27 protein-coding genes are annotated in these 25,931 nt (G+C 54.5%); 13 read left to right on the top strand and 14 right to left on the bottom strand.

Features of this window, described 5'->3' with window-relative positions; all coding sequences use genetic code 11:
- Positions 1 to 131: 131 nt before the first annotated feature.
- A complete protein-coding gene (topA, locus tag AYK82_RS08145) occupies positions 132 to 2,930 on the bottom strand; it encodes a type I DNA topoisomerase (RefSeq protein ID WP_068313903.1) in 2,799 nt (932 codons plus the stop codon).
- Positions 2,931 to 3,249: 319 nt separating this feature from the next.
- Here topA and AYK82_RS08140 point away from each other — a divergent pair, with 319 nt between their 5' ends.
- Positions 3,250 to 3,453 carry a hypothetical protein gene (locus AYK82_RS08140; protein ID WP_068313900.1) on the top strand — a complete coding sequence of 68 codons (204 nt, stop codon included), beginning with the start codon at positions 3,250 to 3,252 and terminating at the stop codon, positions 3,451 to 3,453.
- A gap of 130 nt (positions 3,454 to 3,583) precedes the next feature.
- Here AYK82_RS08140 and dprA read toward each other — a convergent pair whose 3' ends face one another.
- Genes dprA through AYK82_RS08120 form a run of 4 tightly spaced genes read right to left on the bottom strand, consistent with a single transcriptional unit; the run spans position 3,584 to position 7,753 of the window.
- Positions 3,584 to 4,768: a DNA-processing protein DprA gene (gene dprA, locus AYK82_RS08135; RefSeq protein WP_244265737.1), complete on the bottom strand. Its 1,185-nt coding sequence runs from the start codon at positions 4,766 to 4,768 to the stop codon at positions 3,584 to 3,586.
- A 51-nt stretch (positions 4,769 to 4,819) separates the two neighbouring features.
- Positions 4,820 to 5,461 carry a glycerol-3-phosphate 1-O-acyltransferase PlsY gene (gene plsY / locus AYK82_RS08130; RefSeq protein WP_425272570.1) on the bottom strand — a complete coding sequence of 214 codons (642 nt, stop codon included), beginning with the start codon at positions 5,459 to 5,461 and terminating at the stop codon, positions 4,820 to 4,822.
- 22 nt (positions 5,462 to 5,483) lie between these two features.
- Positions 5,484 to 6,788 (bottom strand): dihydroorotase, encoded by a 1,305-nt coding sequence (locus AYK82_RS08125; protein WP_068313897.1) that lies wholly within the window; start codon positions 6,786 to 6,788, stop codon positions 5,484 to 5,486.
- Positions 6,785 to 7,753 carry an aspartate carbamoyltransferase catalytic subunit gene (locus AYK82_RS08120; protein WP_082733818.1) on the bottom strand — a complete coding sequence of 323 codons (969 nt, stop codon included), beginning with the start codon at positions 7,751 to 7,753 and terminating at the stop codon, positions 6,785 to 6,787. Before AYK82_RS08120 ends, AYK82_RS08125 begins: the two co-directional genes overlap by 4 nt.
- Before the next feature lie 284 nt (positions 7,754 to 8,037).
- Here AYK82_RS08120 and AYK82_RS08115 point away from each other — a divergent pair, with 284 nt between their 5' ends.
- The gene (locus tag AYK82_RS08115; protein ID WP_068313892.1) at positions 8,038 to 9,699 is read left to right on the top strand and encodes an acyl-CoA dehydrogenase family protein; all 1,662 of its coding nucleotides are present in this window, start codon (positions 8,038 to 8,040) and stop codon (positions 9,697 to 9,699) included.
- A gap of 104 nt (positions 9,700 to 9,803) precedes the next feature.
- Here AYK82_RS08115 and ruvX read toward each other — a convergent pair whose 3' ends face one another.
- Positions 9,804 to 10,316, bottom strand: a complete 513-nt coding sequence (gene ruvX, locus AYK82_RS08110) for a Holliday junction resolvase RuvX (RefSeq protein WP_068315563.1) — start codon at positions 10,314 to 10,316, stop codon at positions 9,804 to 9,806.
- Between the two features lie 160 nt (positions 10,317 to 10,476).
- Between ruvX and ung the strand changes: the two genes are divergently transcribed.
- Positions 10,477 to 11,166 carry a uracil-DNA glycosylase gene (gene ung, locus AYK82_RS08105; protein WP_068313889.1) on the top strand — a complete coding sequence of 230 codons (690 nt, stop codon included), beginning with the start codon at positions 10,477 to 10,479 and terminating at the stop codon, positions 11,164 to 11,166.
- 119 nt (positions 11,167 to 11,285) lie between these two features.
- Here the strand turns inward: ung and AYK82_RS17720 are convergent, their stop codons facing one another.
- Positions 11,286 to 11,753: a tetratricopeptide repeat protein gene (locus AYK82_RS17720; RefSeq protein ID WP_082733817.1), complete on the bottom strand. Its 468-nt coding sequence runs from the start codon at positions 11,751 to 11,753 to the stop codon at positions 11,286 to 11,288.
- Positions 11,754 to 11,902: 149 nt separating this feature from the next.
- The gene (locus AYK82_RS08095; RefSeq protein ID WP_068313882.1) at positions 11,903 to 12,397 is read right to left on the bottom strand and encodes a TetR/AcrR family transcriptional regulator; all 495 of its coding nucleotides are present in this window, start codon (positions 12,395 to 12,397) and stop codon (positions 11,903 to 11,905) included.
- A gap of 175 nt (positions 12,398 to 12,572) precedes the next feature.
- Between AYK82_RS08095 and gatC the strand changes: the two genes are divergently transcribed.
- Together gatC and gatA are read left to right on the top strand one after the other, a co-directional pair.
- Positions 12,573 to 12,860: an Asp-tRNA(Asn)/Glu-tRNA(Gln) amidotransferase subunit GatC gene (gene gatC / locus AYK82_RS08090; RefSeq protein WP_068313879.1), complete on the top strand. Its 288-nt coding sequence runs from the start codon at positions 12,573 to 12,575 to the stop codon at positions 12,858 to 12,860.
- A 40-nt stretch (positions 12,861 to 12,900) separates the two neighbouring features.
- Positions 12,901 to 14,379, top strand: coding sequence for an Asp-tRNA(Asn)/Glu-tRNA(Gln) amidotransferase subunit GatA (gene gatA / locus AYK82_RS08085; protein WP_068315559.1), 1,479 nt, complete (start codon positions 12,901 to 12,903; stop codon positions 14,377 to 14,379).
- A gap of 77 nt (positions 14,380 to 14,456) precedes the next feature.
- On the opposite strand, the gene AYK82_RS08080 is transcribed toward gatA, so the two are convergent.
- The 3 genes from AYK82_RS08080 to AYK82_RS08070 all read right to left on the bottom strand — a co-directional run bounded on the left by AYK82_RS08080 (position 14,457) and on the right by AYK82_RS08070 (position 16,744).
- Positions 14,457 to 14,990, bottom strand: coding sequence for a GNAT family N-acetyltransferase (locus AYK82_RS08080; protein ID WP_068313877.1), 534 nt, complete (start codon positions 14,988 to 14,990; stop codon positions 14,457 to 14,459).
- Positions 14,991 to 15,094: 104 nt separating this feature from the next.
- Positions 15,095 to 15,859 carry a hypothetical protein gene (locus tag AYK82_RS08075; RefSeq protein ID WP_156453302.1) on the bottom strand — a complete coding sequence of 255 codons (765 nt, stop codon included), beginning with the start codon at positions 15,857 to 15,859 and terminating at the stop codon, positions 15,095 to 15,097.
- Between the two features lie 198 nt (positions 15,860 to 16,057).
- The gene (locus AYK82_RS08070) at positions 16,058 to 16,744 is read right to left on the bottom strand and encodes a helix-turn-helix transcriptional regulator (protein ID WP_068313871.1); all 687 of its coding nucleotides are present in this window, start codon (positions 16,742 to 16,744) and stop codon (positions 16,058 to 16,060) included.
- Between the two features lie 103 nt (positions 16,745 to 16,847).
- Here AYK82_RS08070 and AYK82_RS08065 point away from each other — a divergent pair, with 103 nt between their 5' ends.
- Positions 16,848 to 17,510, top strand: coding sequence for a hypothetical protein (locus tag AYK82_RS08065; RefSeq protein WP_068313868.1), 663 nt, complete (start codon positions 16,848 to 16,850; stop codon positions 17,508 to 17,510).
- A gap of 85 nt (positions 17,511 to 17,595) precedes the next feature.
- Here AYK82_RS08065 and AYK82_RS08060 read toward each other — a convergent pair whose 3' ends face one another.
- Positions 17,596 to 17,853 carry a YjhX family toxin gene (locus AYK82_RS08060; protein WP_068313865.1) on the bottom strand — a complete coding sequence of 86 codons (258 nt, stop codon included), beginning with the start codon at positions 17,851 to 17,853 and terminating at the stop codon, positions 17,596 to 17,598.
- Positions 17,854 to 18,035: 182 nt separating this feature from the next.
- Between AYK82_RS08060 and AYK82_RS08055 the strand changes: the two genes are divergently transcribed.
- From AYK82_RS08055 to AYK82_RS08035, 5 genes are all read left to right on the top strand, one after another.
- Positions 18,036 to 18,440 carry a hypothetical protein gene (locus AYK82_RS08055; RefSeq protein WP_208976440.1) on the top strand — a complete coding sequence of 135 codons (405 nt, stop codon included), beginning with the start codon at positions 18,036 to 18,038 and terminating at the stop codon, positions 18,438 to 18,440.
- A 220-nt stretch (positions 18,441 to 18,660) separates the two neighbouring features.
- Positions 18,661 to 20,145 (top strand): Asp-tRNA(Asn)/Glu-tRNA(Gln) amidotransferase subunit GatB, encoded by a 1,485-nt coding sequence (gene gatB / locus AYK82_RS08050; protein WP_068313862.1) that lies wholly within the window; start codon positions 18,661 to 18,663, stop codon positions 20,143 to 20,145.
- Between the two features lie 630 nt (positions 20,146 to 20,775).
- Positions 20,776 to 22,371 carry a glycosyltransferase family 39 protein gene (locus AYK82_RS08045; protein ID WP_068313858.1) on the top strand — a complete coding sequence of 532 codons (1,596 nt, stop codon included), beginning with the start codon at positions 20,776 to 20,778 and terminating at the stop codon, positions 22,369 to 22,371.
- A 17-nt stretch (positions 22,372 to 22,388) separates the two neighbouring features.
- On the top strand, positions 22,389 to 22,847 hold the full coding sequence (locus AYK82_RS08040) for a GNAT family N-acetyltransferase (protein ID WP_068313855.1): 459 nt from the start codon (positions 22,389 to 22,391) through the stop codon (positions 22,845 to 22,847).
- A gap of 123 nt (positions 22,848 to 22,970) precedes the next feature.
- Positions 22,971 to 23,675, top strand: coding sequence for a glutathione binding-like protein (locus AYK82_RS08035; RefSeq protein ID WP_068313852.1), 705 nt, complete (start codon positions 22,971 to 22,973; stop codon positions 23,673 to 23,675).
- A 45-nt stretch (positions 23,676 to 23,720) separates the two neighbouring features.
- Here the strand turns inward: AYK82_RS08035 and AYK82_RS08030 are convergent, their stop codons facing one another.
- Positions 23,721 to 24,131 carry a DUF2147 domain-containing protein gene (locus tag AYK82_RS08030; RefSeq protein WP_068313849.1) on the bottom strand — a complete coding sequence of 137 codons (411 nt, stop codon included), beginning with the start codon at positions 24,129 to 24,131 and terminating at the stop codon, positions 23,721 to 23,723.
- A 220-nt stretch (positions 24,132 to 24,351) separates the two neighbouring features.
- Between AYK82_RS08030 and AYK82_RS08025 the strand changes: the two genes are divergently transcribed.
- Both AYK82_RS08025 and AYK82_RS08020 read left to right on the top strand, forming a co-directional pair.
- Complete coding sequence (locus tag AYK82_RS08025) at positions 24,352 to 24,648, top strand: hypothetical protein (protein ID WP_068313846.1); 297 nt, start codon at positions 24,352 to 24,354, stop codon at positions 24,646 to 24,648.
- A 466-nt stretch (positions 24,649 to 25,114) separates the two neighbouring features.
- Entirely contained in the window at positions 25,115 to 25,369 is a 255-nt protein-coding gene (locus AYK82_RS08020) for a hypothetical protein (RefSeq protein ID WP_156453301.1), read from the top strand.
- Between the two features lie 316 nt (positions 25,370 to 25,685).
- On the opposite strand, the gene AYK82_RS18195 is transcribed toward AYK82_RS08020, so the two are convergent.
- The coding region (locus tag AYK82_RS18195; protein WP_208976439.1) for a hypothetical protein at positions 25,686 to 25,931 on the bottom strand (246 nt) is incomplete at its 5' end.

The raw sequence follows: 25,931 nt of genomic DNA, 5'->3' as shown, positions 1-25,931 counted from the left end.
GGCGGGGCCCTTTGCCCGCTTGTTAGCCTGTGTTTTTCGGCTCAATGTGTCATCCTGTGCAGCTGTGGCTGCGCGGTTTGGTGCGGCCTTGCAGCTTATTGATAGCGCAAGGCCGTTAAGGTTTCAGTTGTTTATTCGCCAGCTTTTTCTGCAATCAGTTTAAAAGCCAGCTCTTTGGTCACGTCTTTTGCCTGCAGGTCTTTGGGCAGTGAAATGAACTTGCTGCCCCATTTGATACGCAGGCCAAGGCGGCCGCTGTCGCGCAGGGAAACATCAGCGCCGTCGCTATAACTGCCAAATTCTGCAAGCGGGCCACTTGCGGCCTTTTTGGCAGGGGCTTTTTTCGCTGCCGGTTTTTTCTTTGGTGCGGCTTTCTTCTTGCCCTTGCTGCCTGCCTTGGCATTCACCAGTTCGACGGCTTGCTCCAGTGTTACATCTTCAGGGGTGACATCTTTTGGCAAGGTGGCGTTGGTTTTTTCCCATTTTACATAGGGACCATAGCGGCCGGAATAGACATTGATGGCGCCGCCGTCTGGGTGGTCACCCAATTCGCGTAGCGGTTTGGCCGCGGCACGGCGCCCGCCGCCTTTGGCGCGTTTTTCGGCCAAAAGGGTAACAGCGCGGTTGATGCCAACGGAGAAGACTTCTTCCGGGCTATCCAGATTGGCATAGGTGCCATCGTGCAGCACAAACGGGCCAAAGCGGCCAAGACCGGCGGAGATTGTCTTGCCATCTTCCGGGTGGGTGCCAACTTCGCGCGGCAGCGACAGCAGCTGCAGCGCTTTTTCCAGATCTATTTCAGAGGCCTGCCAGCCGCGGGGCAAGGAGGAGCGCTTTGGTTTGGCCTCTTCTCCTAGCTGGACGTAAGGGCCAAAGCGGCCGATGCGCAAGGAGACGTCGAGGCCGGTTTGCGGGTCTTGTCCCAGTATTTGCGGGCCATCAACAGCGGCGGCGCTGTCACCATCTGCGCCCTGCACGATCTGGCGGGTGTAATCGCAGTGTGGCGGATCCTCGTTGGGAACCTTGCCGTCTTTTTTGTCTTTGTTGTAGTTGGAGCAACCGACAAAGGCGCCAAAGCGGCTGGTTTTAAGCGAGAGGCGGCCGGTGGCGCATTTTGGGCACTGGCGCGGGTCGGTGCCATCTTCTTTATCGGGGAAGACGTGGGCACGCAGGATTTCATTGAGCGCGTCCAGAACTTCGGTGTTGGACCGCTTAATCACTTCATCGCAGATTTCGTGGAAGGGGTTCCAGAACTCTTTCAAGACGGCCTTCCATTCCAGTTCGCCTGCCGAGATTTTGTCCAGCTGTTCTTCCAGTGCGGCGGTGAAATCGTATTCCACGTAGCGCTTGAAGAAGCCCTCAAGGAAGGCGGTGACAAGGCGGCCTTTATCCTGCGGCAGCAGGCGCTTTTTATCCAGCTCGATATAGCCGCGATCGCGCAGGGTTTGCAGCGTGGCGGCATAGGTGGACGGGCGGCCGATGCCGAGTTCTTCCATCTTTTTCACGAGGGTGGCCTCGGTGAAACGTGGGGGGGGCTCGGTAAAGTGCTGGTTGGCCTCTATGCCGGTGCGGCCCAGCATTTCGCCGGTGCTTACAGCGGGGAGGCGGCGGCTTTCCTCGTCTTCCTCATCGTCCTTGCCCTCTTGGTAGAGGGTGAGGAAGCCATCAAAGCGGACAACTGAGCCGGTGGCGCGCAGCGCGGCGGTGCGGCTGCCTTCACGGGCGGTGATGTCGATTGTGGTGCGTTCCAGCACAGCGGAGGCCATTTGCGAGGCAATGGTTCGTTTCCAGATCAGCTCGTATAAGCGGGCGGCATCTGGATCAAGGAATTTGGCCACATCGCGCGGATGGCGGGAGAGGTCGGTTGGGCGGATCGCCTCGTGTGCCTCCTGCGCGTTTTTCGCTTTGGATGAGTAGTGGCGCGGTTTTTCCGGCACATAATTATCGCCATAGAGGCGGCCAATGACGGAGCGGGCACTGTGCACCGCCTCTGGTGCGATTTGCACACCGTCAGTACGCATATAGGTGATGAGGCCGGTGGTTTCGCCGCCGATGTTGATGCCCTCGTAAAGCTTCTGCGCGATTTGCATGGTGTGCGCGGCGGCAAAACCGCATTTGCGCGAGGCTTCCTGTTGCAGTGTCGAGGTGGTGAATGGCGCGTAGGGATTGCGCTTGGTCGGCTTGGATTCAACGGAGGAGACTGAGAGCTGCGCCTTTTCCAGCATGGTTTTGATGGTGGTGGCGCTGGCCTCGTCTTTAATATCCAGACGGCCCAGTTTTTTGCCCTCAAAGCCGGTGACTTTGGCTTGCAGAGCGGCGTTTTCCCCGTTGGTCAGGTTGGCGAGGATTGACCAGTATTCTTGCGAGTTAAAATCTTCGATCTCTTGTTCGCGCTCACAAACAAGGCGCAGGGCCACCGACTGTACACGGCCAGCGGAGCGGGAGCCGGGTAATTTGCGCCACAGAACCGGCGAAAGGGTGAAGCCTACGAGATAGTCCAGTGCGCGGCGGGCGAGGTAGGCATCCACGAGCGGCTCGTCCAGCTCACGCGGGTTTTTCATTGCCTCAAGAATGGCGTTTTTGGTGATGGCGTTAAAAACGACGCGCTCGATTTGCTTGCCTTTCAGCAAGCGGCGCTTTTTCAATACTTCCAGCACGTGCCAGGAAATGGCCTCGCCTTCGCGGTCGGGGTCAGTTGCGAGAATCAGTTTGTCAGCGCTTTTCACAGCGTTGGCGATATCGGAGAGGCGCTTTTGGGATTTGCTGTCTGTTGTCCAGCTCATGGCGAAGTCGTCATCTGGCAGCACAGAGCCGTCCTTGGGCGGCAGGTCGCGCACATGGCCGTAGCTTGCCAAAACCGTGTAGTCCTTGCCCAGGTACTTATTGATGGTTTTGGCCTTGGCCGGTGATTCCACAATGACAACGTTCATAAACTTAAAAACTCTCGCGATATGGCCGGAGCTGCTCTTGTCGGTTTTGGCTGCTCTGGCACGGATAACGGGCGTTGCTTCGACGATTCGAGACAATCACGAAACATTTGCTGCCTGTCAAATGGCTTTTTGAGGGGCGGGGGTCAAGAGTGCAAATGATAACAACCGTGGTTTCTCACCCTAGGGAAAGCGATATTGCCTCCGAAAAATACAACTAATAAGATAAAATTCAGTTGTGCACCCTGATTGGTTGTGATCATTATGTGTGCTAAAGGTTGAGCAAAATTAACTTGAAACCATCCAAAAGGCGCAAATCAATATGAGTAATCCTGCCCCTGTAACCCTCATGGAACACACCGACGCACCTTGCGAAATCACAGACGTGGCCAGCTACTGTGAGCAGATGTGTCTTGAGCTAAAAACACTTGCCGCGCAAAATGACCTTGTCTTCCTCTCATACCTGCTCGAAATGGCTGCGAAAGAAGCAGCGGAAGTGGCTGGCGGGCCGCAGACAAAGCAGTAAGAGCGAGTCACTTATCTCGCTAGGGTTGTATATTCATTATAGTGACACCGCAAGTTTTGCAAGACTTGTTGCATTTAAATAAAATTCTTCATTAATTGCTGGGCTGTTATGGGCCCAAACATAGGTGGGACTATGGATCCATCGATGTATATGTCTCCATATGGTGGCGCTGCAGTTTTCCAGCCAGCTGTAAATGCAACAGAGCAAGTGGAATGCGGGTAACAGCGATGCCAGTATGGGCGGCAAGGTCGTCCATGCTGGTGGGTACTGTGGTCAGCGCGGCGTGAAGCTGCGCAATATCTTCTTGCGTAACCGGTGGTGGGGCCTTGTTTTGGGCCAACTCGGTGTGCCGAGTTTCCTCGGCAATAAGTTGTTTATGCTCTGGCTCTTCGGCTAGTTGGGGTTGGCGCAGTGAGGGAGAGGCGAGCTCGTCAAGGATATCCTGCGGGCAAAGTGCCATATGCGCGCCCTGTTTGAGCAATTGGTTGGCGCCTTCAGAACGCGGATCAAGTGGAGAGCCGGGAACAGCGAAGATTTCACGGTTTTGTTCAAGTGCGAAACGGGCGGTGTGCAGCGAGCCAGATTTGGCTGCGGCCTCTATCACAATGAGTGCGCGGCTCATGCCAGATACAATGCGATTGCGACGCGGAAAATCGTGGGCGCGTGGGACATGGCCCAAAGGCATTTCAGTTAGCAAAGCGCCGTTATGGGCAAGGATTTCTTCAGCTAGCCGGGCGTTTTGTGGTGGGTAGAGCACATCCAGCCCACCGGCAAAGACTGCCGCAGTGCCAGTCTGTAGGCTTGCTTGATGGGCGGCGCTATCAATCCCGCGTGCCAGCCCCGAAACAACGACGTGGCCTTGCGCTCCCAATGATTTTGCAAAGGTTTTGGTGAGTTTTGCACCAGCGGCTGAACAATTTCGGGCACCGACAATGGCAATGTAATTCTGAGTTGAGCCGAGATCTGCCCCTAGGACGGAAAGCAATGGGGGTGGGCTATCGATATGGCGCAGCGGTGCCGGATAGCCGGGTTCGCCGAGCGCAATCAGCCGGGCGCCTTTGTTTTCTAAGGCGGTGAGCTCCTGCTCGGCTTCTTGCGAGGAACAGAGACGATAGCTGGTTTTGCCGCCCTTTGCAGAGAGCTCCGGCAGATGAGCAAGCGCTGTCTCTGCCGAGCCGTAATAATTTAACAGGTCACGAAACGTACGCGGGCCGACATTTTCCGAGCGGATCAGGCGCAACCACGCAAGGCGCTGGGGGTCGGAAAGGGCATAATCCACCTTGTTGGTGGCAAGGGCAGTTTGTAGTTCTGTCACGGGCCAATTTCCTTCTGGTTGGCCCGTGACACAGTGCTGTGGCTTGCGTAATCAGCCTTTGTTGCCGATTTTGCTTTCTGTGCCGTTCATCAGGCGGGCGATGTTTTCATGATGCTTCATCCAGAGGATGAGAGTCATTAGTGCCATCAATCCCGCAGTTTCATACTGGTTGAAAACCCACAGAATGAAGGGGGTCAGCAAACTTGTCAGTAGGGCAGAGAGCGAGGAAAAGCGGGTAATCAGCGCAGTGGAGATCCAAAGGGCGATAAATCCCAGTGCCATAGGCCAGTAGACTGCAAAGAGAACGCCAAGATAGGTGGCGACGCCCTTGCCGCCGTTGAACTTGAGCCAAATTGGGTAGAGGTGCCCCAGAAAGGCAAAACCACCGGCGATAAGCGGCAGGTAGATAGCAAGCGGGTTGCTTGCCCCCAGCGGGGCCCATTCGGCTATGATAAGCACAGACAGCGTTGCCTTCAGCGTATCGCACAACAGGGTCAGTGCTGTGAGGCTTTTTTTGCCGGTGCGCAGAACATTGGTGGTGCCGATATTACCCGAGCCAATGTTGCGAATGTCACCCTGTCCGCCTAGGCGGGTGATGATGAGGCCAAAGGGAATAGAGCCTAGCACATAACCGAGCAGCGCCGCTGCGGCCATGTAGGGGAGGGCGGTGCTCCAAAGGGTGGTATCGATCAACGGTATTCTCCAAAATTCGAGGTCAGGCGTCGCTACTGTAAAGAACCTGACCGGAGACAATGGTTGTGAGTACCTTACCTGTGAGCAGCTCGTCCTCAAAGGGGGTATTCTTCGACAGGGAGCGAATCTTAGACTTTTCGACAACCCAAGGGCGTTCTGGATCAAAGACGATGATGTCCGCCTCTGCCCCTTTGGTCAGTGTACCTTTGTTCAGGCCAAGACGCCGGGCCGGATTGCAGGTGAGGCAGGCCAGCAAGCGCGAGAGCGGGACCTCGCCTGAATGCACCAGACGCAAGCCCGCCCCAAGCAAGGTTTCAAGGCCAAGAGCGCCTGCTTCGGCTTCGGCGAAGGGGTGGCGTTTGGTCTCCACATCCTGCGGGTTGTGATCGGACATGATGATGTCGATGTCGCCGCGGGCGATGGCTTCGACCATTTGCAGGCGATCTTCTTCGGTGCGCAGTGGCGGGGTCATCTTGTGGAAGGTGCGGTAGGGGCCGATGTCGTTTTCATTCAAGGTGAGGTGATTGATCGAGATCCCGGCGGTAACGTCCTGCCCGTCTGCTTTGGCAGCCGCGATGGCGCGCACGCTTTGCGGACAGGAAATGAGGCGGGCGTGGTATTTGCCCTTTGCCATGGCCACAAGGCGCATATCCCGTTCGATGCCAATAAACTCTGCCTCGCGCGGAACACCGCCAAGGCCAAGCCAAGAGGCACGCAGGCCGCCATTCATTACGCCGCTGCCTGCCAGATCCTTATCCTGTGCCTGATGGATAACGAGTGCGTCAAAATCGCGGGCATAGGTCATCAAGCGCACGAGGACCTGTGAGTTGCTAATGGCGTGGGTGTCGTTGGAAAAGGCAATGGCGCCTGCCTCTTGCAACAGGCCGATCTCCGACATTTCGCTGCCGCCAAGGCCTTTGGTGAGCGCAGCGAGTGGGAAGACATTCACGCTGGCGGTGTCGCGGGCGCGGCGCAACAGGAAATCTACCAATGCCGGATCATCAATAACCGGATCGGTATCCGGGCTGGTGACGATGGTGGTAATACCACCGGCGACGGCGGCGCGGCTGGCGCTTTGCAAGGTTTCGCGATGCTCTGCGCCCGGTTCGCCCACCTTGACGCCGATATCGACGAGGCCGGGGGCGACAACTGCGCCTTCGCAATCCTGCACGATGGTGCCATCAGGAGAGCCGGTTGCACTGTCAGCAAGAGCAATACCTGCAACGCGGCCTGCCTCGACAAGCAGGGAGCCGCGGGCATCAATGTTGTTTGCCGGGTCAATGATGCGCGCGTTTTTTAGCAGAATCGGTTGATTGGTGCTGGTCATGGTACGTCTTTCCACTTGGGCAGCTGAGCCGCCAGTGCTTCCAGCACTGCCATGCGGATGGCGACCCCCATTTCCACTTGTTCTCGAATGACGCTCTGGGCGCCGTCGGCCACTTCAGCAGATATTTCCACGCCGCGGTTCATGGGGCCGGGGTGCATCACCAGTGCATCTGGTTTGGCGTAGGCAAGCTTTTCGCTATCTAGGCCATGATACTTGAAGTACTCGCGCACAGAAGGGACGAACGCGCCGCTCATACGCTCTCGCTGGAGGCGCAGCATCATGACGACATCTACGCCTTGCAGGCCCTTTTTCATGTCGGTGAAGACTTCAACGCCCATGTTGTGAATGCCAGAAGGCATTAAGGTGGAAGGGGCGATGACGCGGATGCGTGCACCCATGGTGGACAACAGGATGATGTTGGAACGGGCTACGCGGGAGTGGCGGATATCGCCGCATATGGCCACGGTGAGGCCACCGAGCGCGCCTTTATGTCGGCGGATGGTTAGCGCATCCAGCAGCGCCTGCGTGGGGTGTTCGTGGGTGCCGTCACCGGCGTTGACCACAGCGCAGCCAACCTTACGGGCCAGCAACTGGACAGCACCGGCGGAAGAGTGGCGCACCACCAGAAGATCCGGCCGCATAGCGTTCAAGGTGGCTGCGGTGTCGATGAGGGTTTCGCCTTTTTTCACCGAGGAGGTGGAAACGGCCATGTTCATCACATCCGCGCCCAGACGCTTGCCTGCAAGCTCAAAGGAGGATTGGGTGCGGGTGGATGCCTCGAAAAAGAGGTTGATTTGTGTCCGGCCCCGCAAAACGCCTTTTTGCTTGTCCTCGCGGCGGGAAACCTCAACGGCCTCCTCGCCCAGATCAAGCAGCATATTAATATCTGGCGGTTGCAACCCCTCAATGCCGAGGAGGTGCCGGTGGGGGAATTCTATTGGTCGATGTGTGGTTTCATTGGTCATCGAAAACCCATCTATATGCAAATGCCCCTAGAAGGTAAAGGGGGATGCCGGTTTTGTTTGGGCTGCTATGCTGGGGCGCCGGTGTTTTTGGGGTTTTGGTGGTGGTTTCAGGATCAAGGCCTGCCGGTCATGCTGGACTGGTGCTGGTGTGGGAGAGGCTAGCGGCAAGTGTTTTACGAGGCGTTGATTTAGCCAAAATCCTTAGGAATTTGCGGGTAGTTTAAGCCCCAGGACGGGCCGAGGTGCCGGTTTCACTGCTTGTTTTCAAAGGAGAGGCCCTGCGTATGGGCGAAAATCAGGTGCACAACCAATCCGGACCTTATCAGGGGATGAATCTGGCGGAAGGCGATCCATTGTTGATGGCAGAGCTGGATGGGGAAGTGCGTGATGATTCTGCACGGGATGACTTGCTGGCCGTTGGCGCAGATGCGGGCGCGCTTCCCGCGCAGGAGATGGGGCGAGTTGCGAATGAATTAGCGCCGAGCCTGCAGCAGTACGATGCCTTTGGTGAACGTGTCGATCGCATTGTTTATCACCCAGCCTACCACGCGCTGATGCGACGGGGCATGGATGCGGGGCTGCACTGCGCTGCGGTGGCGCGGCAACAAGGAGCGCGGCAAGCGAATTTGCAGCGGGCGCGGCGCTTCATGATTGCTGGGCAGGTGGATGCAGGCCACTTGTGCCCACTGACCATGACAAATGCAGCGGCGGAGGTGTTGGCGCTTGACGTGCCTCTCTACGAGGCATGGCAACCGGCGTTGGCCTCGCGCATTTATGACCAGCGCTCGTTGCCCGTACCCTACAAGCAAGGGGTGACGCTGGGCATGGGGCTGACTGAAAGGCAGGGCGGTTCTGATCTGCGCCAGATCGAAAGCAAGGCACAGCGCAGCGTTGGCGACAGTTATATTCTTAACGGGCACAAGTGGTTCCTGTCGGCTCCGGCCAGCGATGCTTTTTTGATCCTTGCCAAGGTCGGAGATCAAGTTAGCTGCTTTCTAGTGCCTCGTTTGCGCGAGGATGGCAGTAACAACGGCTTGCGGTTGGTGCGGCTCAAAAACAAACTTGGTAACCACTCCAATGCTTCAGCGGAGTTGGAGATATTGGGCGCTCATGGGCAGCTGGTGGGCGACGTTGGGCGCGGTATCAAGAGCATTATGGCGATGGTGACCCCGACACGGCTTGATTGCGTGCTTGGCGCCGCGGCGACTATGCGAGCGGCGGTGGCGCGGGCGGTGTTTCATTGCCGCGGGCGCATGAGTTTTGGCCGCAAGCTGGTGGCGCAACCGCTGATGCAGGAAGTGCTGGGCGATATGGCGCTGGATGTGGCGGCGGTGCAGGCGGCGGCGATACATCTGGCGCAGGATATGGACAGCGTTGGCGGCGCGACACTCGGTGCAGCGTCGCAAGGGCGTGCGAAGCCTGCGGCGGCGGCACGACTGCGCATTTTGATCCCGGCGATGAAATACTGGGCGTGCAAATTGCCAGTGGCGGTGGTGGGAGAGGCGCTGGAATGCCTTGGCGGCAATGGCTATGTGGAAGAGCACGGATTGGCGCGGCTTTACCGCGAGGCGCCGCTTAATGGTATCTGGGAGGGATCTGGCAATGTGATTGCGCTGGATCTGGTGCGTGCGCTAGCACAGGAGCCGGAAGCTTTTAAGAGCGTGCTGGAGGGTATTGGTGCGGGCCTTGGCAAGGCGGGGCCGGTGAGTGTGGCGGCGCTGCGGGCCTTGGCCGAGCAGGCAAGCGGAGATGAACGGGCGGCACGTTTGCTGGCAGAGCAGCTGGCGATGAGCTTTGCCGGGGCTTGCCTGCGGCGCATGACGCCGGATTTTATTGCAGATGCGTTTTGCCGCTCGCGCCTTGGCGGGCAGTGGCGGGGCAGTTATGGCATGCTGGCGGGAGGTTTTGACAGCCGGGGCATTGTGGATTGGTTATATCCACCGTGATCAGGTGTGCCGCGCGACATCGAGATGGCATGTCGCACGGGTGTTGCTGCCTGTGCGGCAGAGCGCTTTTAAGCAAATGATTGCGCTAGCGGGTTTCTGGGGGATTAGTAGGGCGCGTCGTCGTCCTGTTCCCAAACGGGTCGGCCTCCGAAGGCGAGGCGATCCAAAAGACCTTGCAGAATGTAGCTGGCTGCCATTTTGTCTACCAGCTCGGCGCGACGGGCGCGGGAGCGGTCGGCATCGATCAAGGTGCGGGTGACGGCGGCGGTGGACAGGCGTTCGTCCCAATAGGTGATTGGCAGGTCGGTGCGCTGCGACAGATTGCGCACGAAAGCGCGGGTTGATTGCACGCGCGGGCCTTCGCTGCCATCCATATTCAGTGGCAAGCCCATCACGAGGCCGCCCACATCATGCTGTGCGCAAAGCTCAAGCAAGCGGTCTGTATCCAGCGTGAATTTTTTCCGCTTGATGGTTTCAAGAGGTGTGGCGATCTGGCGGCCTATATCGGAAAGAGCTAAGCCAATGGTTTTGGTGCCCAAGTCAAGGCCGATTATGCGGTGGCTCGGCTGCAAATATGCAGCGAACTCTTCTACTGTCAGTGTGGGGTCGTTTGCCATAGCGAGGCTGGTAGCACGAAGCGGAGCATAGGCCAAGGCTGTTTGCGCGGCTTGTTTGTTGTGCATGAGGGCTGTTTGGCGATTGCCATGCGGGCTTGGGCCCCGCTAGCTGTGGCTTAGGTGAAGGTTCACGGCAGTATGCAGTATAAAGGGGCGAGCGATGGTAACGGCGCTGGATGGGGAGCTAATAGAAAAAGGGTGGCGCGCGGCTCTGGGAACTGTATTGCAAGATGCGCGGTATGGCGAAATCCTGCAATTTGTCGAGGCGGCGGAGCGGGCAGGAGATGTGGTTTATCCGCCGAAGGAACTGCGGTTTGCGGCATTTGAGGCGACGCCGTTTGCACATGTGAAGGTGGTGATCTTGGGGCAGGACCCTTATCATGGGCCGGGGCAGGCACATGGGCTAAGTTTTTCGGTGCCGCAAGAGGTGAAACTGCCGCCATCTCTGCGTAATATTTACAAGGAGTTGCAAGGGGACTTAGGCGCAGATGCTCCGGCAAGTGGAGACTTGAGCGGTTGGGCGCGGCAGGGGGTGTTGCTGCTGAACAGTTCGCTTTCGGTTGCAGCTGGCAAAGCGGGGTCACATGCAAAGTGCGGCTGGCAGTGGTTTACCGATGCGGCGATCAGCGCCTTGAACGCGCAGCGCGAGGGGCTGGTGTTTGTGCTGTGGGGGGCGCATGCGCAGAAAAAAGCAGCGCTGATTGATGAGGCGCGTCACCATATTGTGGCGGGACCGCACCCTTCGCCGCTTTCCGCGCATCGTGGTTTTTTTGGTTCAAAGCCCTTCTCGCAAGTGAATGATTATCTGCAGGGCGGGGGAAATGAACCGATAGATTGGCTGGCGTTTTAACCCACAGACTGAGCGAGGCAGCCGCCTAGTATACTTAAAGCTGTTTGTCTTTTTCGTTATGCTGTTGCCGGGATCATCCTGTCAGGTTTGTGCGAAGGGGCAGCACAGTCGCCAGTGGTTTACGATTGCAATTTTGCGAGCATATCGCAGGCATCTTGAAGTTCGAGGTCGCAAGACTTTTGGTAGTATTTTTTCGCCACTTGCTTATTCTTGGGTACACCGATGCCGCGGTAGTACATTTCTCCAAGATTATTGGCATCCCAGCGTTCGTCTTGTGCGTCCGCAAGTTCGAATAGCCTTTTAGCTTTTTTGAAGTCTTGCTTTTTGCCCAAACCGTATAAATACAAGTATCCAAGCCCTGTTTGGCCGGGTGCATAGCTTTGTGCTGCGGCTTTTTCAAACCAATAGGCGGCCATGTGTTGGTCTTGATGAGCCATTCTGCCCAAATGATAAGCCCTGCCCATTCGAAATTGCGCTACAGGGTCGCCTCTTTCTGCATCGGGGCGGATCGAGGCAAGACTGAATGCACAGGCACTTAACCCAAGCGATATGCATAAAACTGTGAGGGTGGATTTAATCTTAAACATAACAGCTCTCCGCGACCGCAAAGTCGAAAAAACTAGCGTTGTAAAATTATTTGTGACCCGAGGGTCATTCAACTGTGACGTTAAATGCCTTGGTGCCAAGGGTGCTGCAATTCAGAGTATTTGAATGGGGTTTTATTGGGGGGCAAAAGTTAGCTTTGCTGCTCGATTGCGGGTTCCAGAATACACTGGAAAAAAACGCGTGAAAGGCGTTGAGAGATCTCCGCTTCCATAATATGGCTCCGGCCCCAGTATAGGTAAATTTGGCGAAAGAAGATGCGCTGCTCTGCCAGTAGTAGTTGGCAGGTGGGGCGCAGCTCTTGCGTGCCAAGGCAGGTGAGGTAGGCAAGGCCGAGCGGGGTATGGGTGAGTGCGTGCTGCAAAGCGGCGTAGGAAGTATCCAGCTCTTCGTCAAAGCTGGCGGAACCTGCTGCTTGGTAGGGCACGCGTGAAAAGCCAAAGCGCAGTGCCTCGATTGCCAGTTGCTGTTTGCCGTGTGGCCAGCGGCGGTAGATGGCCTGTTTTGATGTTTTTGCTTCTAAGGTTATTGCGGCGAGTTTGCAGGCGGCATAACCGTGCCTTGCCAGATGGTGCAGGGCTGAGCGGTAGAGACGCTGGGAGAGGTCGGAGCTTTGCGGGCGGGGCATTGGGTTTTGGGTACTTGTTTTTAGCGGTTATGACAGGGACCGAAACTAGCTGCTTTGTCGTGAAAGGGCAAGGGTTTGCCATTGAGATTGGGCGGGGGAGGGGCTATGGATAGCGTTGAGTTTGTTTTAAATGGCTGCTGATGCGGCCTTACTATTACAAGATGTGGAGTGAAACATGTCCGTTGATTTGAGCACAGTCAAACGGGTTGCCCGTCTGGCGCGCATCAAGGTGAGCGACGCGGAAGCGGAAACCATGACCGGTGAGTTGAACGCGATTTTGGGTTTTGTTGAGCAGTTGGATGAAGTGAATATTGATGGTGTTGAGCCACTTACTTCAGTTGTTGAGCAATCAATGAAGAAGCGTGAAGATGGCGTGAGTGATGGCGGCTATGCCGACAAGGTTGTTGTGAATGCTCCTGCCAGTGAAGACAATTTCTTCATGGTGCCGAAGGTGGTTGAGTAAGCTCCCGCCCGTTATTGACTGACTACCAAGGATGATCCACGTGACCAATCTTATTGATTTGACCATCGCTGAGGCGCGCGACAAGCTGGCTGCCCGCGAGATTTCCGCAACGGAGCTGACTGGCGCCTATCTTGGGGCGATTGAAGCTGCAAATAAAGACATCAACGCCTATGTGGCTGTTACTGCCGATGTGGCGCAGGAGCAGGCCAAGGCCTCTGATGCCAAGATTGCAGCGGGGGAAGCGCGCCCTCTGGAAGGTATTCCGCTGGGGATTAAAGATCTCTATGCCACCAAAGGTGTGCATACGCAGGCGTGTTCGCACATTCTGGATGGGTTTAAGCCCGAGTATGAATCCACTGTCACCCAAAACCTGTTCAATGATGGTGCGGTGATGCTGGGCAAACTCAATATGGATGAGTTTGCGATGGGTTCTTCTAACGAGACCTCATATTACGGCCCTGTTGTGAACCCGTGGCGCCGGGCGGGCTCTGATGTGGCGCTGGTGCCTGGTGGGTCCTCTGGTGGTTCGGCGGCTGCGGTGGCGGCAAAGCTTTGTGCTGCGGCGACTGCATCTGATACGGGTGGGTCTATCCGTCAGCCTGCTGCGCTGACCGGTACGGTCGGTATCAAGCCAACCTATGGGCGCTGCTCGCGCTGGGGTATGGTGGCGTTTGCATCCTCGCTTGACCAAGCAGGCCCAATTGGCCGCACAGTGCGCGATAACGCGATCCTGCTGCAATCCATGGCGTCTGTTGATGCCAAGGACACCACTTCGGTTGAACTGCCGGTGCCGGATTACGAGAGCTTTGTTGGCAAATCTGTTAAAGGCATGAAGATTGGCATTCCAAAAGAGTACCGTCTCGACGGCATGCCGGAGGAAATCGAAAAGCTGTGGCAGCAGGGCATTGCATGGCTGAAAGACGCCGGGGCGGAGATCGTAGAGATTTCTCTGCCGCACACGAAGTATGCATTGCCTGCCTATTACATCGTTGCGCCTGCTGAAGCGTCTTCCAACCTCGCGCGCTATGACGGTGTTCGTTATGGCCTGCGTGTACCGGGCGATGATATTGTAGAAATGTATGAGAATACGCGGGCAGAAGGCTTTGGCGCTGAGGTTAAACGCCGGGTGATGATCGGGACTTATGTGCTGTCTGCCGGTTACTATGATGCGTATTATCTCAAAGCGCAGAAGGTGCGCACACTGATCAAGCAGGATTTTGATCAGGCTTGGGAGAATGGTGTTGACGCGATTTTGACGCCGACCACGCCGGACGCTGCATTTGCACCAGGTGAGATCACGGACCCGGTAACGATGTACCTCAACGACATCTTTACTGTGACCGCAAACATGGCTGGCGTGCCTGGTATGAGCATTCCCGCAGGTGTGAACAAGGAAGGCTTGCCATTGGGGCTGCAGCTGATTGGCAAGCCTTTTGACGAGGGCACGCTGTTCCAGCTGGGTGAGGTGATCGAGCAGGCCGCTGGGCGTTTTAACGCGGCGGACTGGTGGAGCAAGTAACAGGTGCTTGCGTCTGCAAAAACCACGAGAGGCCTCGGCTATTGCCGGGGCCTCTTGGTTTTTGCGCTCTCGGATTGCTACCAGTATTGCGGGTCATCCAGTGCGGAAGCGCATGATGCGGTACCTTTTAGCTCATCAAATCCGTGTTCGCTCAGTGGCCGGGCAATCCAGCCACGGGGATAGCTGAGAGGTTGCGGTGCTTTTAGCTGGTGTTCACGGATGGGAGTAAAGCCTAGTTTACTGTAAAACGCCGGGTCGCCGTAGGTTACCAAATGACTGACACCTTGCTCTTGCAAGATATCCATGGAATGTTTGACAAGCGCTTGTCCATTGCCTTGCCTTTGCCAGTTTGGTGCAACGGCGAGTGGGGAGAGCAACATGACTTGCAGCGGATGGGCGACACGAAGCTCGGTAAAGATAACTGCTGCAGTCAACTGCTGATCCTGCCAAGTGCCGAAGCAGATTGCCGGTTCGTCTGGCGTGCTCATTAGGCGATGAGCCAAATCGCCGATTTGCTTACCTTCGCTAGCCCCTTCTGATGCAGTAAATGTCGCGGTAAACAGTTGTGCGACGGCTGCTGTTTCTTGCGGCTCTGCTTGTCTTGTATTCATATTCCGGCCTTGTTTATTTTTTAGCATTTTGATGCAGCTTGGAAATTTTTTGTGATGCGTGCCGACGCGGCTGTATCAGCTGTCGTGAGCTGCAACCAACCTCTTTAGAAATTGTAGAATAAGCGAGTTAGGACGCCGTTTTGAAGAGTGTCCCATATAAAATGTTTCGCTCCTGCCTCTCCGTTTTCGTAGTTTGCATAAAGTGCCTTGTAGTCAACCTCTATGCCAATCCCGTTGTCGAATTGGTATTGTAAGCCGCCTTGTAGCCGGTAGCTGAAATCGGAGCCAACACCAAAGCCACCGACATCAGCGAGCGCACGCATGCGCCACTTGCCGTAGAGGCGGAGGTTTGCCTGCGCACCCAAGATCGGGTCGGCCCAGCTGCTATCGGTGCTGCCAGTGACCTCGACGGAGTTGACATTGTCCTGCACTGCCAGATCACTGTCCAAATACCAATATCGCACACCGGTATAGGCTTCGATCCAGTTGGTATCGTGTTGCCAAACGCGGTAGCCAAGACGCCCTTCTGCAACGATTTCCTTGAAGTTGAGGCGAAGGCGACCCTGACGAACGGGATCAAAAGTTTCTTGAAAATTGGCGAAGGTTAGGTCTGTGGCGACCGAGTATTTCTGTTTATAGGTTACTTGTGCGTCCGCGAAAGCGGCGAATGAGAGGGCATCAAATACTTGCTTGGCGGTGATGTTGACGCTTGTTTCTGCAGGACCAACGCCTACATCCCCAGAAATCCAAGGGGCAAGGCCATAAAGGGCAACTGTGAACTCCCAATCCTTGCTTTGCGGCGGTGGTGTATCTGCAAGGTCTGCTGCATGGGCGGCACCGCTGCATAGCACGATAGCAAATGTAGCCAAAAGGCATTGTTGAAACGGTGATCCTATTGCAAGCATCTGAGCGAAACTCCCCGCGGATAGGTGTGAACTCAATCCGCAGGAAACTCAGGACATGGCGGATAACACGTAGTGTTTTGCCATGGAATGCGGTGGGTCGAAACCGCGGGTATTCGCTTGGCAAAACCGCCAAGATAGTGAGGGGAGTCACTCTTTCTGCTCTCAGCTTGGGGTGACTGTTTTTAGGAAATCATGGAATTCCTTGCCTAATTCGCGTCTAAAGGCGGTCTCCGTTTGGAGAACTCCTTTGATGAGGTCGACACGGAAATTGCGAAAACTGCCGCGCAGCTCGCACCATGCAGTCAATATCCAGCTTTGAGGGAACACGGTTAGACCAAGGGGCCGGATGACGCGCTGCGTGGTTGTGCCACTGATGCTTATGTAAGTGATTTCAAGTTTTCGCCTCGCAAAGACGGCTTGACGCAGGATCGGCAACCAAGGGTGGGCCGCGGCATCGGTTGGTACGCCGCTATTGAATGCGATTATGGGCACATTGGCGTAGGCATCTTTGGCGCGCTCGGGCAGGCTTTCATTGATTTTGGCTAATGCCGTGGCCGCGGCTTCGGCAAGTGCTGGGTCCGCGCGGCCAACGAGCAAGCGGGTTCCGAGGCTGATGGCGCTGATTTCTTCTTGGCTCAGGTGCAATGGCGGGAGGAAATAGCCTTTTTCAATTTGATACCCAAGTCCGCTTTCGCCGCGGATTGGCGCGCCCATATGCTGCAAACTGGCGATATCACGATAGATGGTGCGTTCCGATACGGCAAGGCTTTGGGCGAGGGAGGCGGCGCTGCGCGGGCGATGGGCTGCGCGCAAAAGATCAAGAAGTTTAAACAGGCGTTCGCTTCGCATGACTGTACCCTGACATAAACTGTCAGGGATGTCGAGTAGAGCTGTTACCAGCGGAGGGCGCGAGGTTCTCCGGTTTTACGAGATATTTGATTTGGAGATAGTTATGCGCGTGATAGATGTAATGGAAAAAGCTCTGGCCGAAACGGCACCTAAGATCACCGCCAAGGTGGCTGGATATGTCACATTTAACGGTAAGCCGGAGACGAGCGCGGCGGATATGGTCCGGCATTTTAGCGCGTGCCGCGATGGCTATGTTCTGCGGCAACCGGGTATTTTGGCTCAGTACTTGCTCAGTGACGGTAAGGGGCGCTATCTGGATCTGGTGTTAGCGGAAGATGCAACGGCGCTGCAGAAAATTGCAGCGGGGTTTACCGGCGCAAAAGAAGTGGGTTCTTATATGGCGGCCTTGGAGGAAGAAGGGCTGGAAATGTGTAATTTTCAGTTTTCCGGTCAAGGTCTTGAGCTGAATCCGGTGTTTCAAGCAGCCGAGTTTGGCTGGTTTCAAGCGACAACACGCAGCCAGTCAGAGGTTGAGGCCGTAAGTGCGCGGGTAGCGGCGGATTATCTTGCTAATGAGGCGGCTGGGTGCGGTCATGCACTTGGCGTAACCAGTGAGCAAGGCTACTGCGATGCCACATTTAGCCGAAGCTATGCCGATACGCTGCGCATTTGCGAAGGGTACTTGCAAGACCCTGCGGGACAGGGGTTGGTCGCACTTGTTGATGAGGGCACAGCGCAAATGCATTTTTGGGTACGTTTGGCTTAGCCACGGGTGTTTTAATGTCCATTGCCAAAGGGAAAGGGGAGAGCAGATTGCTCTCCCCTGTTTGTGTGAAGATACGTGGCTGCGCCTATCTGTTGTCCAACTCGGCACGCACGCGCACGCGCCCCAAGCGGGTGGCGCGATAAGGGCCACCGCCTTTAGAGGCGATCAGCCGCCGCCGTTTGAGTTTACGAAACAGCTCAAGCGAAAAGCCGCTCATGTACCAGCCATCACGCGTGACGCAATGTAGTTTTTCGATCTTGCCGCGTGTGTCTTTTTCCAGCTTGATATGGCCGCCTTGTGCCAGCACATGCATGATGCGCTGCTCTGCCTTGGAAATGTCCATGGGTAGTAGAAGAATCCAGAATGATAAAACCCGTTACCATCCGCGCCTCTTCGCTGCTGGATGGTTTGTTGTTTGGTTTCACATGCCCTGCCTTGCCTGTTGGCAGGGCCTTAGCGGGACTCTCCGAAAAAGCGCATAAAAACTCCGTTTTGCTGGGGCCTATTTAATGGCAGTAGACGAAAATGGCTAGCGCTGGCAGCATAATTGCCATTAAAAAGCTTGGCAGTGTTGCATTTTTACTAATGAGAGTGGTTGCTGGGCCAAATTGTTTGGAGCGACCTAAAGGGGGCATGATGCTGCAAGAGTTTGCGTCGGTTTTAGGGATTGCCGGATTGGTCAATCCGTTTGCTCTGGTGATCGGGGCTTATATGGGGTGGCGCTGTGATCAGGCCGGAAAGTTCTTGGTTGTGGGGTTTGCGGCGGCAGCCCTTAGCCTGATGCTTGATGGGGGGTTACGTGCTCTGGGCCTGCCTTCCTTCTGGGAGGTGGATGCCGGCGCTGTTGCGCTGTTTCCGGCACGCTTTATCGGCGGGCTGGGCGTGGGGCTGGTGGCGCGCGGGATTTTTTCCCTCAAATGTAAGGGGTAAATGGTGTGCGTTCGGCTTGCGTCGGGCTTGCTGCATAAAACTTGTGCAAGGGCTGCGCGAAAAATCCCGCGGCAAATGCGAAAAGCGTGCAGTCTGGCCTTGCGTTTGTTGAAGTGAGAGACTACCCAACACACTAAAGTTTTTTGTGCGCGCAGCTTTTGGTTCTTTTTAGAAGGCAGGGCAGGCGGTGCACTGGTTCATTAAGACAGGAATTGATCGCATGACGATTGTCGATACGCGTAGTCCGGACCCGAAGAAGTTCATCAAAGGGGCGACCGGTGATTGGGAAATCGTGATCGGGATGGAAGTGCACGCACAGGTGACTTCCGAAGCAAAGCTGTTCTCCGGCGCTTCCACGAGCTTTGGTAATGATCCCAATGCCAATGTGAGTCTGGTGGATGCGGCGATGCCGGGCATGCTGCCCGTGATTAACGAGGCGTGTGTGCGTCAAGCGATCCGCACCGGCCTTGGTTTGAAGGCAGAGATTAACTTGAAATCTGTTTTTGACCGCAAAAACTATTTCTACCCGGATTTGCCGCAGGGCTACCAGATCTCCCAGTTCAAGCAGCCAATTGTTGGGGAAGGCACCATTCATCTGGATATGAAAGATGGCGAGCAGGTGGAAGTTGGTGTTGAGCGCCTGCACCTTGAGCAAGATGCCGGTAAATCCTTGCATGACCAGCATCCGACCATGTCCTTTGTGGATTTGAACCGTTCTGGCGTTGCCTTGATGGAGATCGTCTCCAAGCCGGATATCCGCTGTGCAGATGAAGCCAAAGCCTACCTGACCAAGCTACGCATGATCCTGCGTTATTTGGGAACCTGTGATGGTAATATGGATCAAGGTTCCATGCGTGCGGATGTGAACGTTTCTGTGCGCCGTCCGGGCGGTGAATTTGGCACGCGCTGCGAAATCAAGAACGTGAACTCCATTCGCTTTGTCGGCCAAGCGATTGAATATGAAGCGCGTCGCCAGATTGGCATTTTGGAAGATGGCGGCGAGATCGATCAGGAAACCCGCCTGTTTGACAGCGTGAAGGGCGAAACCCGCTCCATGCGCTCCAAAGAAGAGGCGCATGATTACCGCTACTTCCCGGACCCTGATTTGCTGCCGCTGGAATTCTCGCAGGAGCTGGTTGACGAGATTGCTGCTGGTCTGCCGGAAATGCCGGACGAGAAGAAGGCGCGTTATGTGGATGAGCTGGGCCTTACGCCATATGATGCGGATATTCTGGTTGCCGAGCGCGTTTCCTGCGACTTCTTTGAGGATGTTGCCAAGGGCCGTGATGCGAAACTGGCCGCGAACTGGGTGATTAACGAAACCTTCGGCCGTTTGAACAAAGAAGGTCTGGATGTTGATAGTTGCCCGATCACTGCGCAGCAGCTGGGGGCGATTATCGACCTGATCAAGGCGGGAACTATTTCGGGTAAAATCGCGAAAGATCTGTTCGAAATTGTTTGGAGTGAAGGCGGTGACCCGGCGCAGATCGTTGAAGAGCGCGGCATGAAGCAGGTTACTGATATGGGCGCGATTGAGGCGGCTGTTGACGAGGTTATTGCTGCCAATGCCGATAAGGTTGCGCAAGCCAAAGAAAAGCCAAGCATGATTGGCTGGTTTGTTGGGCAGGTGATGAAGGCATCTAGAGGCAAAGCCAACCCGCAGGCGGTGAACGAGCTGCTGAAAGCAAAAATCGGCATCGAATAAGACGCGATTTTAACGTTTTCTTATCGAGATTTAAAAGCCCGGCTCATCGAGCCGGGCTTTTGCTGTTGTATTTGACTATATGATTCTAATGTACTTAATATTATTTGGCTGTTTATTCAAATTATTATGAGAAGTGCATGTTAGATTTATTTAATCCTGTTTCTGGTCGCATTAATCGTATGCAGTTGTGGTTTACTGCTTTTTTATTTTGCCATTGCGTGACCGCAAGTAAACTGGCAGATGCTGGCTTTTCCCGTTAGTGGATGCTGTAGTGGATCATACCATTCGGGATGCTGTTGTTTTTTGCAATTTGTGGCTTTGCTCCTACAGTGCAACCTCATCAAAGCTAGTGGCGCGAAGGATTAACCCGCGCAAGGCAAGCCGGGGGCGTTGCAAGCAATCGGTCCACGGCCAGAGGGCCGCGTGCAGAGCCGCGAACAAGCCAAGTGCAGCGACCAATTCGTCCGCAAAAGCTCGTTTTTGGACGGCGGAACACTTAGCTGTTTATGCCTGTTCTTAAATCAGTAGGTGCGCAAGTGACGCGAGTCCTGTAAGAAACCCGTGCCCCTTTCGGGCCAGTGTAGTTTTGCTTTGGTCTTGCCGAGGACCAGGTGGGGTTTGGAGAGGTTGATGCGCACCGATTATCAACGTGATGGAGAAGTCGTTCCCTTTTGGGCGCGCCCGATTGGCGTTGCGACATTTGTTTTTGTCTATTTGAGTGTTCACAGCATCTTGCGTGGCAGCTTTTCGGGCATTCTGGGCACGGATGACATGTTTGAAAACGTGTTCGTGCAGGATTTTTCGCTTGGCTACCAAGTGCGCCAGCCACCACTATACGAGTGGTTGCTGTACGGGGCGCAGCAGGTGCTTGGTCCGACAATCTGGAGCTTTCAGATTGTTAAATACGCATGCATTTTCACCGCAGGTTGGGCGCTTTACCAAGTCGCCCGTCGCGCCTTGCCGGAAGCGCGCATGGCGGCGCTGGCGGTTTTCTCTTATACCCTTATGTATCAGATCGGCTTTAATCTGCATGAAGGGGTGACGCATACCTCGATCCTGATTGCGACGTCTGCGCTTAGCTTTTGGGCGTGGCTGCGTTTTTTGGAGCGTGGCGATGTGGCAACTGCTTTGGTGTTGGGCGTTGCAATTGGCTTGGGGATGCTTTCAAAACACTCCTATGCGCTGGTGCCGCTTGTGCTGCTGGTGACGAGCCTTATTTTGCCACGTTTTCGTACACTGTTACGCTGGCGGTTGCTCCCTCTGGTTTTTGTTGTGGCTCTGCTGGTTTACTCGCCGTTTTTATGGTGGGTGACCATGGAGGGAGAGCGGCTGCTGTCCAGTTCCCTAAATACGATGCAGGGTGAACAAAGCCTTGGACATCTTGCACGTGTCGGCGTTGGTGAAGCGCGACTGATCTGGGGTGTCATCGGTTTTGGCGGTATTTTGCTGGCCGTTATGCTGTTGGTGTTTCAGCGTGGGTTGTGGAGTGGTCTGCGGTCGCTTTGGCGCATGGATCGTGCCTGTGACGGGCCGTTAACTGCGCGGGATTATGGCCAGTTTGTGCTGGTTTATACTGTTGCCAGCGTCGGTATCGCCATGATTGCGGTGTTGATTAGTGGGGCAACCTATATCAAGGAACGGCACATGCATCCGCTCATGCTGGTGTTTCCGCTTGCAATGATGGCATTGGTGGCCGAGAGGGAGGCGGATCAAGCGCGGCGCCTGCGGATTTTTAGCCTGTTCATTCTGGTTTTGATTGCGGTTGTCTTTGCGGTCCGGATATCTGGCTTTATTGCGCCGGACAAAAAGTTTTGCGGTGGTTACTGTCGGCATATGAAGCCCTATGACACGTTAGCAGAGAGGTTGGCTGCTGTAGAGCCCGAGGTGGCGCAAGCGACACTGGTGGCACTTGATGACTACACTGCCGGGAACTTGCGCGCGAGCCTGCCTGATGCAAGAGTTTCCTTGTTAAATTATCGACCACGCGGGCCTGTGCGCCAGCAATGCTATTTGATCAAGGATGCTGGAGATGATGTTGCGCCGGACTTTAGCGCGGTGAGCGCGCAAATGCTCAAGGTGATCGGAGCAGATCGGGAATCGTTGGTTGGGGCGCCGCTCTTGTTTGGTGTGCCGTGGCCGCATAGTTGGAAGCCCGGATTTCGGGTTACCTATTTTGTCGTTGTACAGTTAAAGCCCGAAACACCGGTCTGTCGTCCCTTAAGCTGAAGCGCCGGAGAGTTTTGATGTCTATTGAAATACGCGTCGCTGTCTTAGAGGATTTGCCGCAGATTGTTGCACTGATGAATGCGGGTGCTGTGGGCGCACGGGCGCAACTGGAAAGCACGGATCTTGCGAGCTACCAACGGGCATTTCTGGAAATCCTTCAAGCAGACGAAGTCGATATTTATGTCTTGTGCGAGCTGGGCAACGGGCATGTGTTGGCGACTTGTCAGCTAACCCTTGAAAAAGGGCTTGCTTTTCAGGGAAGGAGCAGAGCAAGCGTTGAAAGCATGCATACACGGGCCAGCCACCGAGGGCAGGGGCTTGGCAGGGCGCTTTTGCAGTATGTCATTGAAGTGGCGCGGGCGCGCGGGGCTGTGCTGGTGCAACTGACCAGCAATGCTACGCGTGCGGATGCGCACCGGTTTTACTTGCGTGAGGGATTTGAGCAAACGCACTTGGGCTTCAAATTAATGTTATGAGGTGCTGGTTTTCTTCACTGTGTCTTGTGGTTTAGGCTCGTTCGCACCACTTGATAGCCGGACGGGGCGTTTGGTGCTTATGGAAGGCCAAGTGCCCGCCGCAACGTTTGTAGAGGAAAAACTATGCAGAACAAACCAATTGAGCTTTATTATTGGCCAACACCAAATGGCTATAAGATTTCTATTCTACTGGAAGAGCTTGGCGTTCCCTATGAGCTCAAGCTTATAAATATTGCAACAGGGGAGCAGTTCGAGCCAGATTTTCTAAAAATTGCGCCAAACAACCGAATGCCTGCGATTGTTGATCCGGAAGGCCCAGAAGGAGAGCCGATTTCGGTCTTTGAATCAGGCGCGATTATGCAATATCTGGGCCGAAAATTCGGAAAATTTTACCCAACTGACGAGCGGGCCCGGGTTGAAGTGGAAGAGTGGCTGATGTGGCAGATGGGCGGTTTTGGGCCAATGCTAGGGCAAAACCATCATTTCCGAATTTATGCGCCAGAGAAGATCGAATACGCGATGCAGCGATATTTGAACGAAACCCACCGGCTGTATGGCGTGCTGGACCGGCGTCTTGAGGGGCGCACATATGTCGCCGGTGATGCCTATAGTATTGCAGATATGGCCATTCTTGGCTGGTCGCGTGGCTGGGAAGCGCAGGGAATGCAGGCTGGCGAATTCAAGAATGTAGAGGCGTGGCGTGAACGCTTGCTGGCGCGTCCAGCCGTACAGCGTGGGCTGGAGGTTGGTGCTGAAGAACGGGAAAAAGTGACGTTGGCAACCGACAAGGACGCACAAAGCGTACTGTTTAACCAGCGCGCCCGCTGACATAGTTTCGCGCAAGAGCGTCGTTTGCGTTCTTGCGCGTTCGCTTTATTTACTGCGTGCCCATTCTTCACCCTTGCAAAACAGGCCGCCTAAGACGCAGCCTTTAAGCGAGAGTCGGTTTTGATCGATGAGCTTCATCTTGCCGGTATATGTTTTGCCATCCTCGGCATTGTAGACTTTGCCTTTCCATGCATTTTTGCCATCTTCCTTCATACCCAGAACGGTTCGAGAGCCGAGCAGTGGGCGGGTGCGTTTGGCTTTATCTGGATTATGGATGTCTTTGAGCGGGCTTTTAAGCCAAACAAGGTCGCCGCAATAGGCGGATCCGCATTTGAAGATCTTGATTTTGGACGTGCCACTGGCGCGTAGCCACACGCCTTCAGGGCCTACCGCTAAAGCGGGGGCAGTGGTTACGGTAAAAAACAATACCAATGAAAATAACGCTTTTCCTATCATAACTTATTTCTCCCAGTTCTATGCTATTGGTCCATCGTAAGGTGCCGTTTACGTCAACTCCATTGGGACTTTAGGTGTAGTGTTGTTGTAATGTTGAATATTAAATTTATACTTGGTAACTTTATCTATATTTACATTATTATTGCATTTACCGTGAAAATTATCGTGATGTTGTTACGAATCAGATCCTTTTTATTTGTGAAGAAAGGGTGTGATCATTATGTTTATGGAAGAAACGAAAGAAAACCTGCGGCGTGTTCAAGCACCTGCGATTTTGATTGACTGGTTGTTGGCGCAGGGGATGCTGGCGTCTACAGGAACGGCAGAGAGTGAACCGGATCTTATTGAAGCGCATAAGTGGTTTAACCTCGCGGTTGTTAAGGGATCTGTTCTGGCGGCGCAATATAGGCAGGAAATTTCAAAGGAAATGTGCTTGCGCGATATCGCCGAGGCGCAATGCCGCGCACGCCTGTGGCTAAGCTCTGAGGTTGAAGAGCGACAGGATTTGGTTGCCTGAGCTGAATTCCTGCCTAAAAGATCAGGCCTGCTGTTTGTGTTGGTGCCTCTTTGCTTGAACGCGACAGATGCGTGTTTTTTGAAGGTGTCGATATAAAATGCTCCGACATCAGGTTGGTTAAGGAGGTAACAGTGTTTTGTTGTGGTGCTTAGCCCCTACTGTGTTAGAAGCGTGCTTGTCATCAGATCCTAGATAAGTACGCCTGCTAATGAGCTCACTGCCCGACTACCTGCAATCCGATTGCTCTCGCTGTGCTTCCTTTTGTTGTGTCGCGCTGGTGTTTGAAAAAGGGAGCTGCTTTCCTTTTGATAAAGAGGCAGGTGAAGCCTGCAGGCATTTGTCGTCTTGTGGGTCATGCCGAGTACATATGTCCCTCAATGAACTTGGGTTTAGTGGTTGCGTTGACTATCAGTGTTTTGGTGCTGGCCCAAGAGTGTTGAATGACTTCTTTCCTGAGAGAAGCTGGTTGAACGAAGCGCAGCTCCTTCCAAAAATGATGGATGTTTTTTGGATGATGCAGCGGGTTCACAATATGCTGCACCTATTGTTTCTAGCGGGGCGCCTGCCGTTGTCCGATAATCTAGCAGAACGTAAAGCTGCACTTGAAAGTAGATTGCTACGGATTGACGACAGCGACTTTTCTTCGAAGGTGGCGTCAAATTATGCTGAAGCCTGTAGCGATGCACGAAGGTTTTTAACAAAGCTTCGCGATTATATGTGATCGTTGTCCTCTTTAGCCATATTCCATCTGGATACCTCCTTATCGCCGAGGTTCTGTGTACTGATGTGGCGGATATGGTGGATGTTGCCAATTTGTTCTGCGTGTGTCTACCTGCGGTTTTTTGTTCCTGATTAGTTTCGGGCAAAAATAAGGGGCTTTATACAGATTAACATTCTATCAATAATGTGACCTCGCAGGGCAGACTAAGTGACTTCTAATTGGCCTGTTTTTGGGGTTTTTGGGTGTTTTGTTTGGGTGTTAGTGATATACGCGGGGTTGTTTTGAATTAGGGCATTAAAGTTTTCCCGTGATGATTTCATTTTTTTGAATTTGGTGTGTTGACGGTTTTGTTTGGTGTGCCTATAACCCGCCCCACGCCAGACGGCGGCGGCCTTACGGGGTGGCGGCGGTTGGTTGGAAGTGAGAGAATTGGTTGTTTGATTTTCTCGTGCTCATTGACAATTTTATAATGTAAGAAAGAGAAACGTAGGCGGCGCTGTCTGCGGCTCAGGATTTGGATGAGAGTTCGAGTTCTGGCTATATAAAAGACAAGACGACGTAT

This window comes from Polycladidibacter hongkongensis (assembly GCF_001561995.1).
In the GTDB taxonomy this organism is placed as follows: Bacteria; Pseudomonadota; Alphaproteobacteria; order Rhizobiales; family Stappiaceae; genus Pseudovibrio; species Pseudovibrio hongkongensis.
The sequence above is the reverse complement of the archived record's forward strand: the minus strand, read 5'-3'. Positions and strand labels throughout refer to the sequence as shown.

Excerpts from the sequence above, each read along its gene's own strand:
- topA (WP_068313903.1), bottom strand. The coding sequence starts at position 2,930 with ATGAACGTTGTCATTGTGGAATCACCGGCCAAGGCCAAAACCATCAAT.
- AYK82_RS08140 (WP_068313900.1), top strand. The coding sequence starts at position 3,250 with ATGAGTAATCCTGCCCCTGTAACCCTCATGGAACACACCGACGCACCT.
- AYK82_RS08125 (WP_068313897.1), bottom strand. The coding sequence starts at position 6,788 with ATGACCAGCACCAATCAACCGATTCTGCTAAAAAACGCGCGCATCATT.
- AYK82_RS08120 (WP_082733818.1), bottom strand. The coding sequence starts at position 7,753 with ATGACCAATGAAACCACACATCGACCAATAGAATTCCCCCACCGGCAC.
- AYK82_RS08115 (WP_068313892.1), top strand. The coding sequence starts at position 8,038 with ATGGGCGAAAATCAGGTGCACAACCAATCCGGACCTTATCAGGGGATG.
- ruvX (WP_068315563.1), bottom strand. The coding sequence starts at position 10,316 with ATGGCAAACGACCCCACACTGACAGTAGAAGAGTTCGCTGCATATTTG.
- ung (WP_068313889.1), top strand. The coding sequence starts at position 10,477 with ATGGTAACGGCGCTGGATGGGGAGCTAATAGAAAAAGGGTGGCGCGCG.
- AYK82_RS17720 (WP_082733817.1), bottom strand. The coding sequence starts at position 11,753 with ATGTTTAAGATTAAATCCACCCTCACAGTTTTATGCATATCGCTTGGG.
- AYK82_RS08095 (WP_068313882.1), bottom strand. The coding sequence starts at position 12,397 with ATGCCCCGCCCGCAAAGCTCCGACCTCTCCCAGCGTCTCTACCGCTCA.
- gatC (WP_068313879.1), top strand. The coding sequence starts at position 12,573 with ATGTCCGTTGATTTGAGCACAGTCAAACGGGTTGCCCGTCTGGCGCGC.
- AYK82_RS08080 (WP_068313877.1), bottom strand. The coding sequence starts at position 14,990 with ATGAATACAAGACAAGCAGAGCCGCAAGAAACAGCAGCCGTCGCACAA.
- AYK82_RS08070 (WP_068313871.1), bottom strand. The coding sequence starts at position 16,744 with ATGCGAAGCGAACGCCTGTTTAAACTTCTTGATCTTTTGCGCGCAGCC.
- AYK82_RS08065 (WP_068313868.1), top strand. The coding sequence starts at position 16,848 with ATGCGCGTGATAGATGTAATGGAAAAAGCTCTGGCCGAAACGGCACCT.
- AYK82_RS08060 (WP_068313865.1), bottom strand. The coding sequence starts at position 17,853 with ATGGACATTTCCAAGGCAGAGCAGCGCATCATGCATGTGCTGGCACAA.
- AYK82_RS08055 (WP_208976440.1), top strand. The coding sequence starts at position 18,036 with ATGGCTAGCGCTGGCAGCATAATTGCCATTAAAAAGCTTGGCAGTGTT.
- gatB (WP_068313862.1), top strand. The coding sequence starts at position 18,661 with ATGACGATTGTCGATACGCGTAGTCCGGACCCGAAGAAGTTCATCAAA.
- AYK82_RS08045 (WP_068313858.1), top strand. The coding sequence starts at position 20,776 with ATGCGCACCGATTATCAACGTGATGGAGAAGTCGTTCCCTTTTGGGCG.
- AYK82_RS08040 (WP_068313855.1), top strand. The coding sequence starts at position 22,389 with ATGTCTATTGAAATACGCGTCGCTGTCTTAGAGGATTTGCCGCAGATT.
- AYK82_RS08035 (WP_068313852.1), top strand. The coding sequence starts at position 22,971 with ATGCAGAACAAACCAATTGAGCTTTATTATTGGCCAACACCAAATGGC.
- AYK82_RS08030 (WP_068313849.1), bottom strand. The coding sequence starts at position 24,131 with ATGATAGGAAAAGCGTTATTTTCATTGGTATTGTTTTTTACCGTAACC.
- AYK82_RS08025 (WP_068313846.1), top strand. The coding sequence starts at position 24,352 with ATGTTTATGGAAGAAACGAAAGAAAACCTGCGGCGTGTTCAAGCACCT.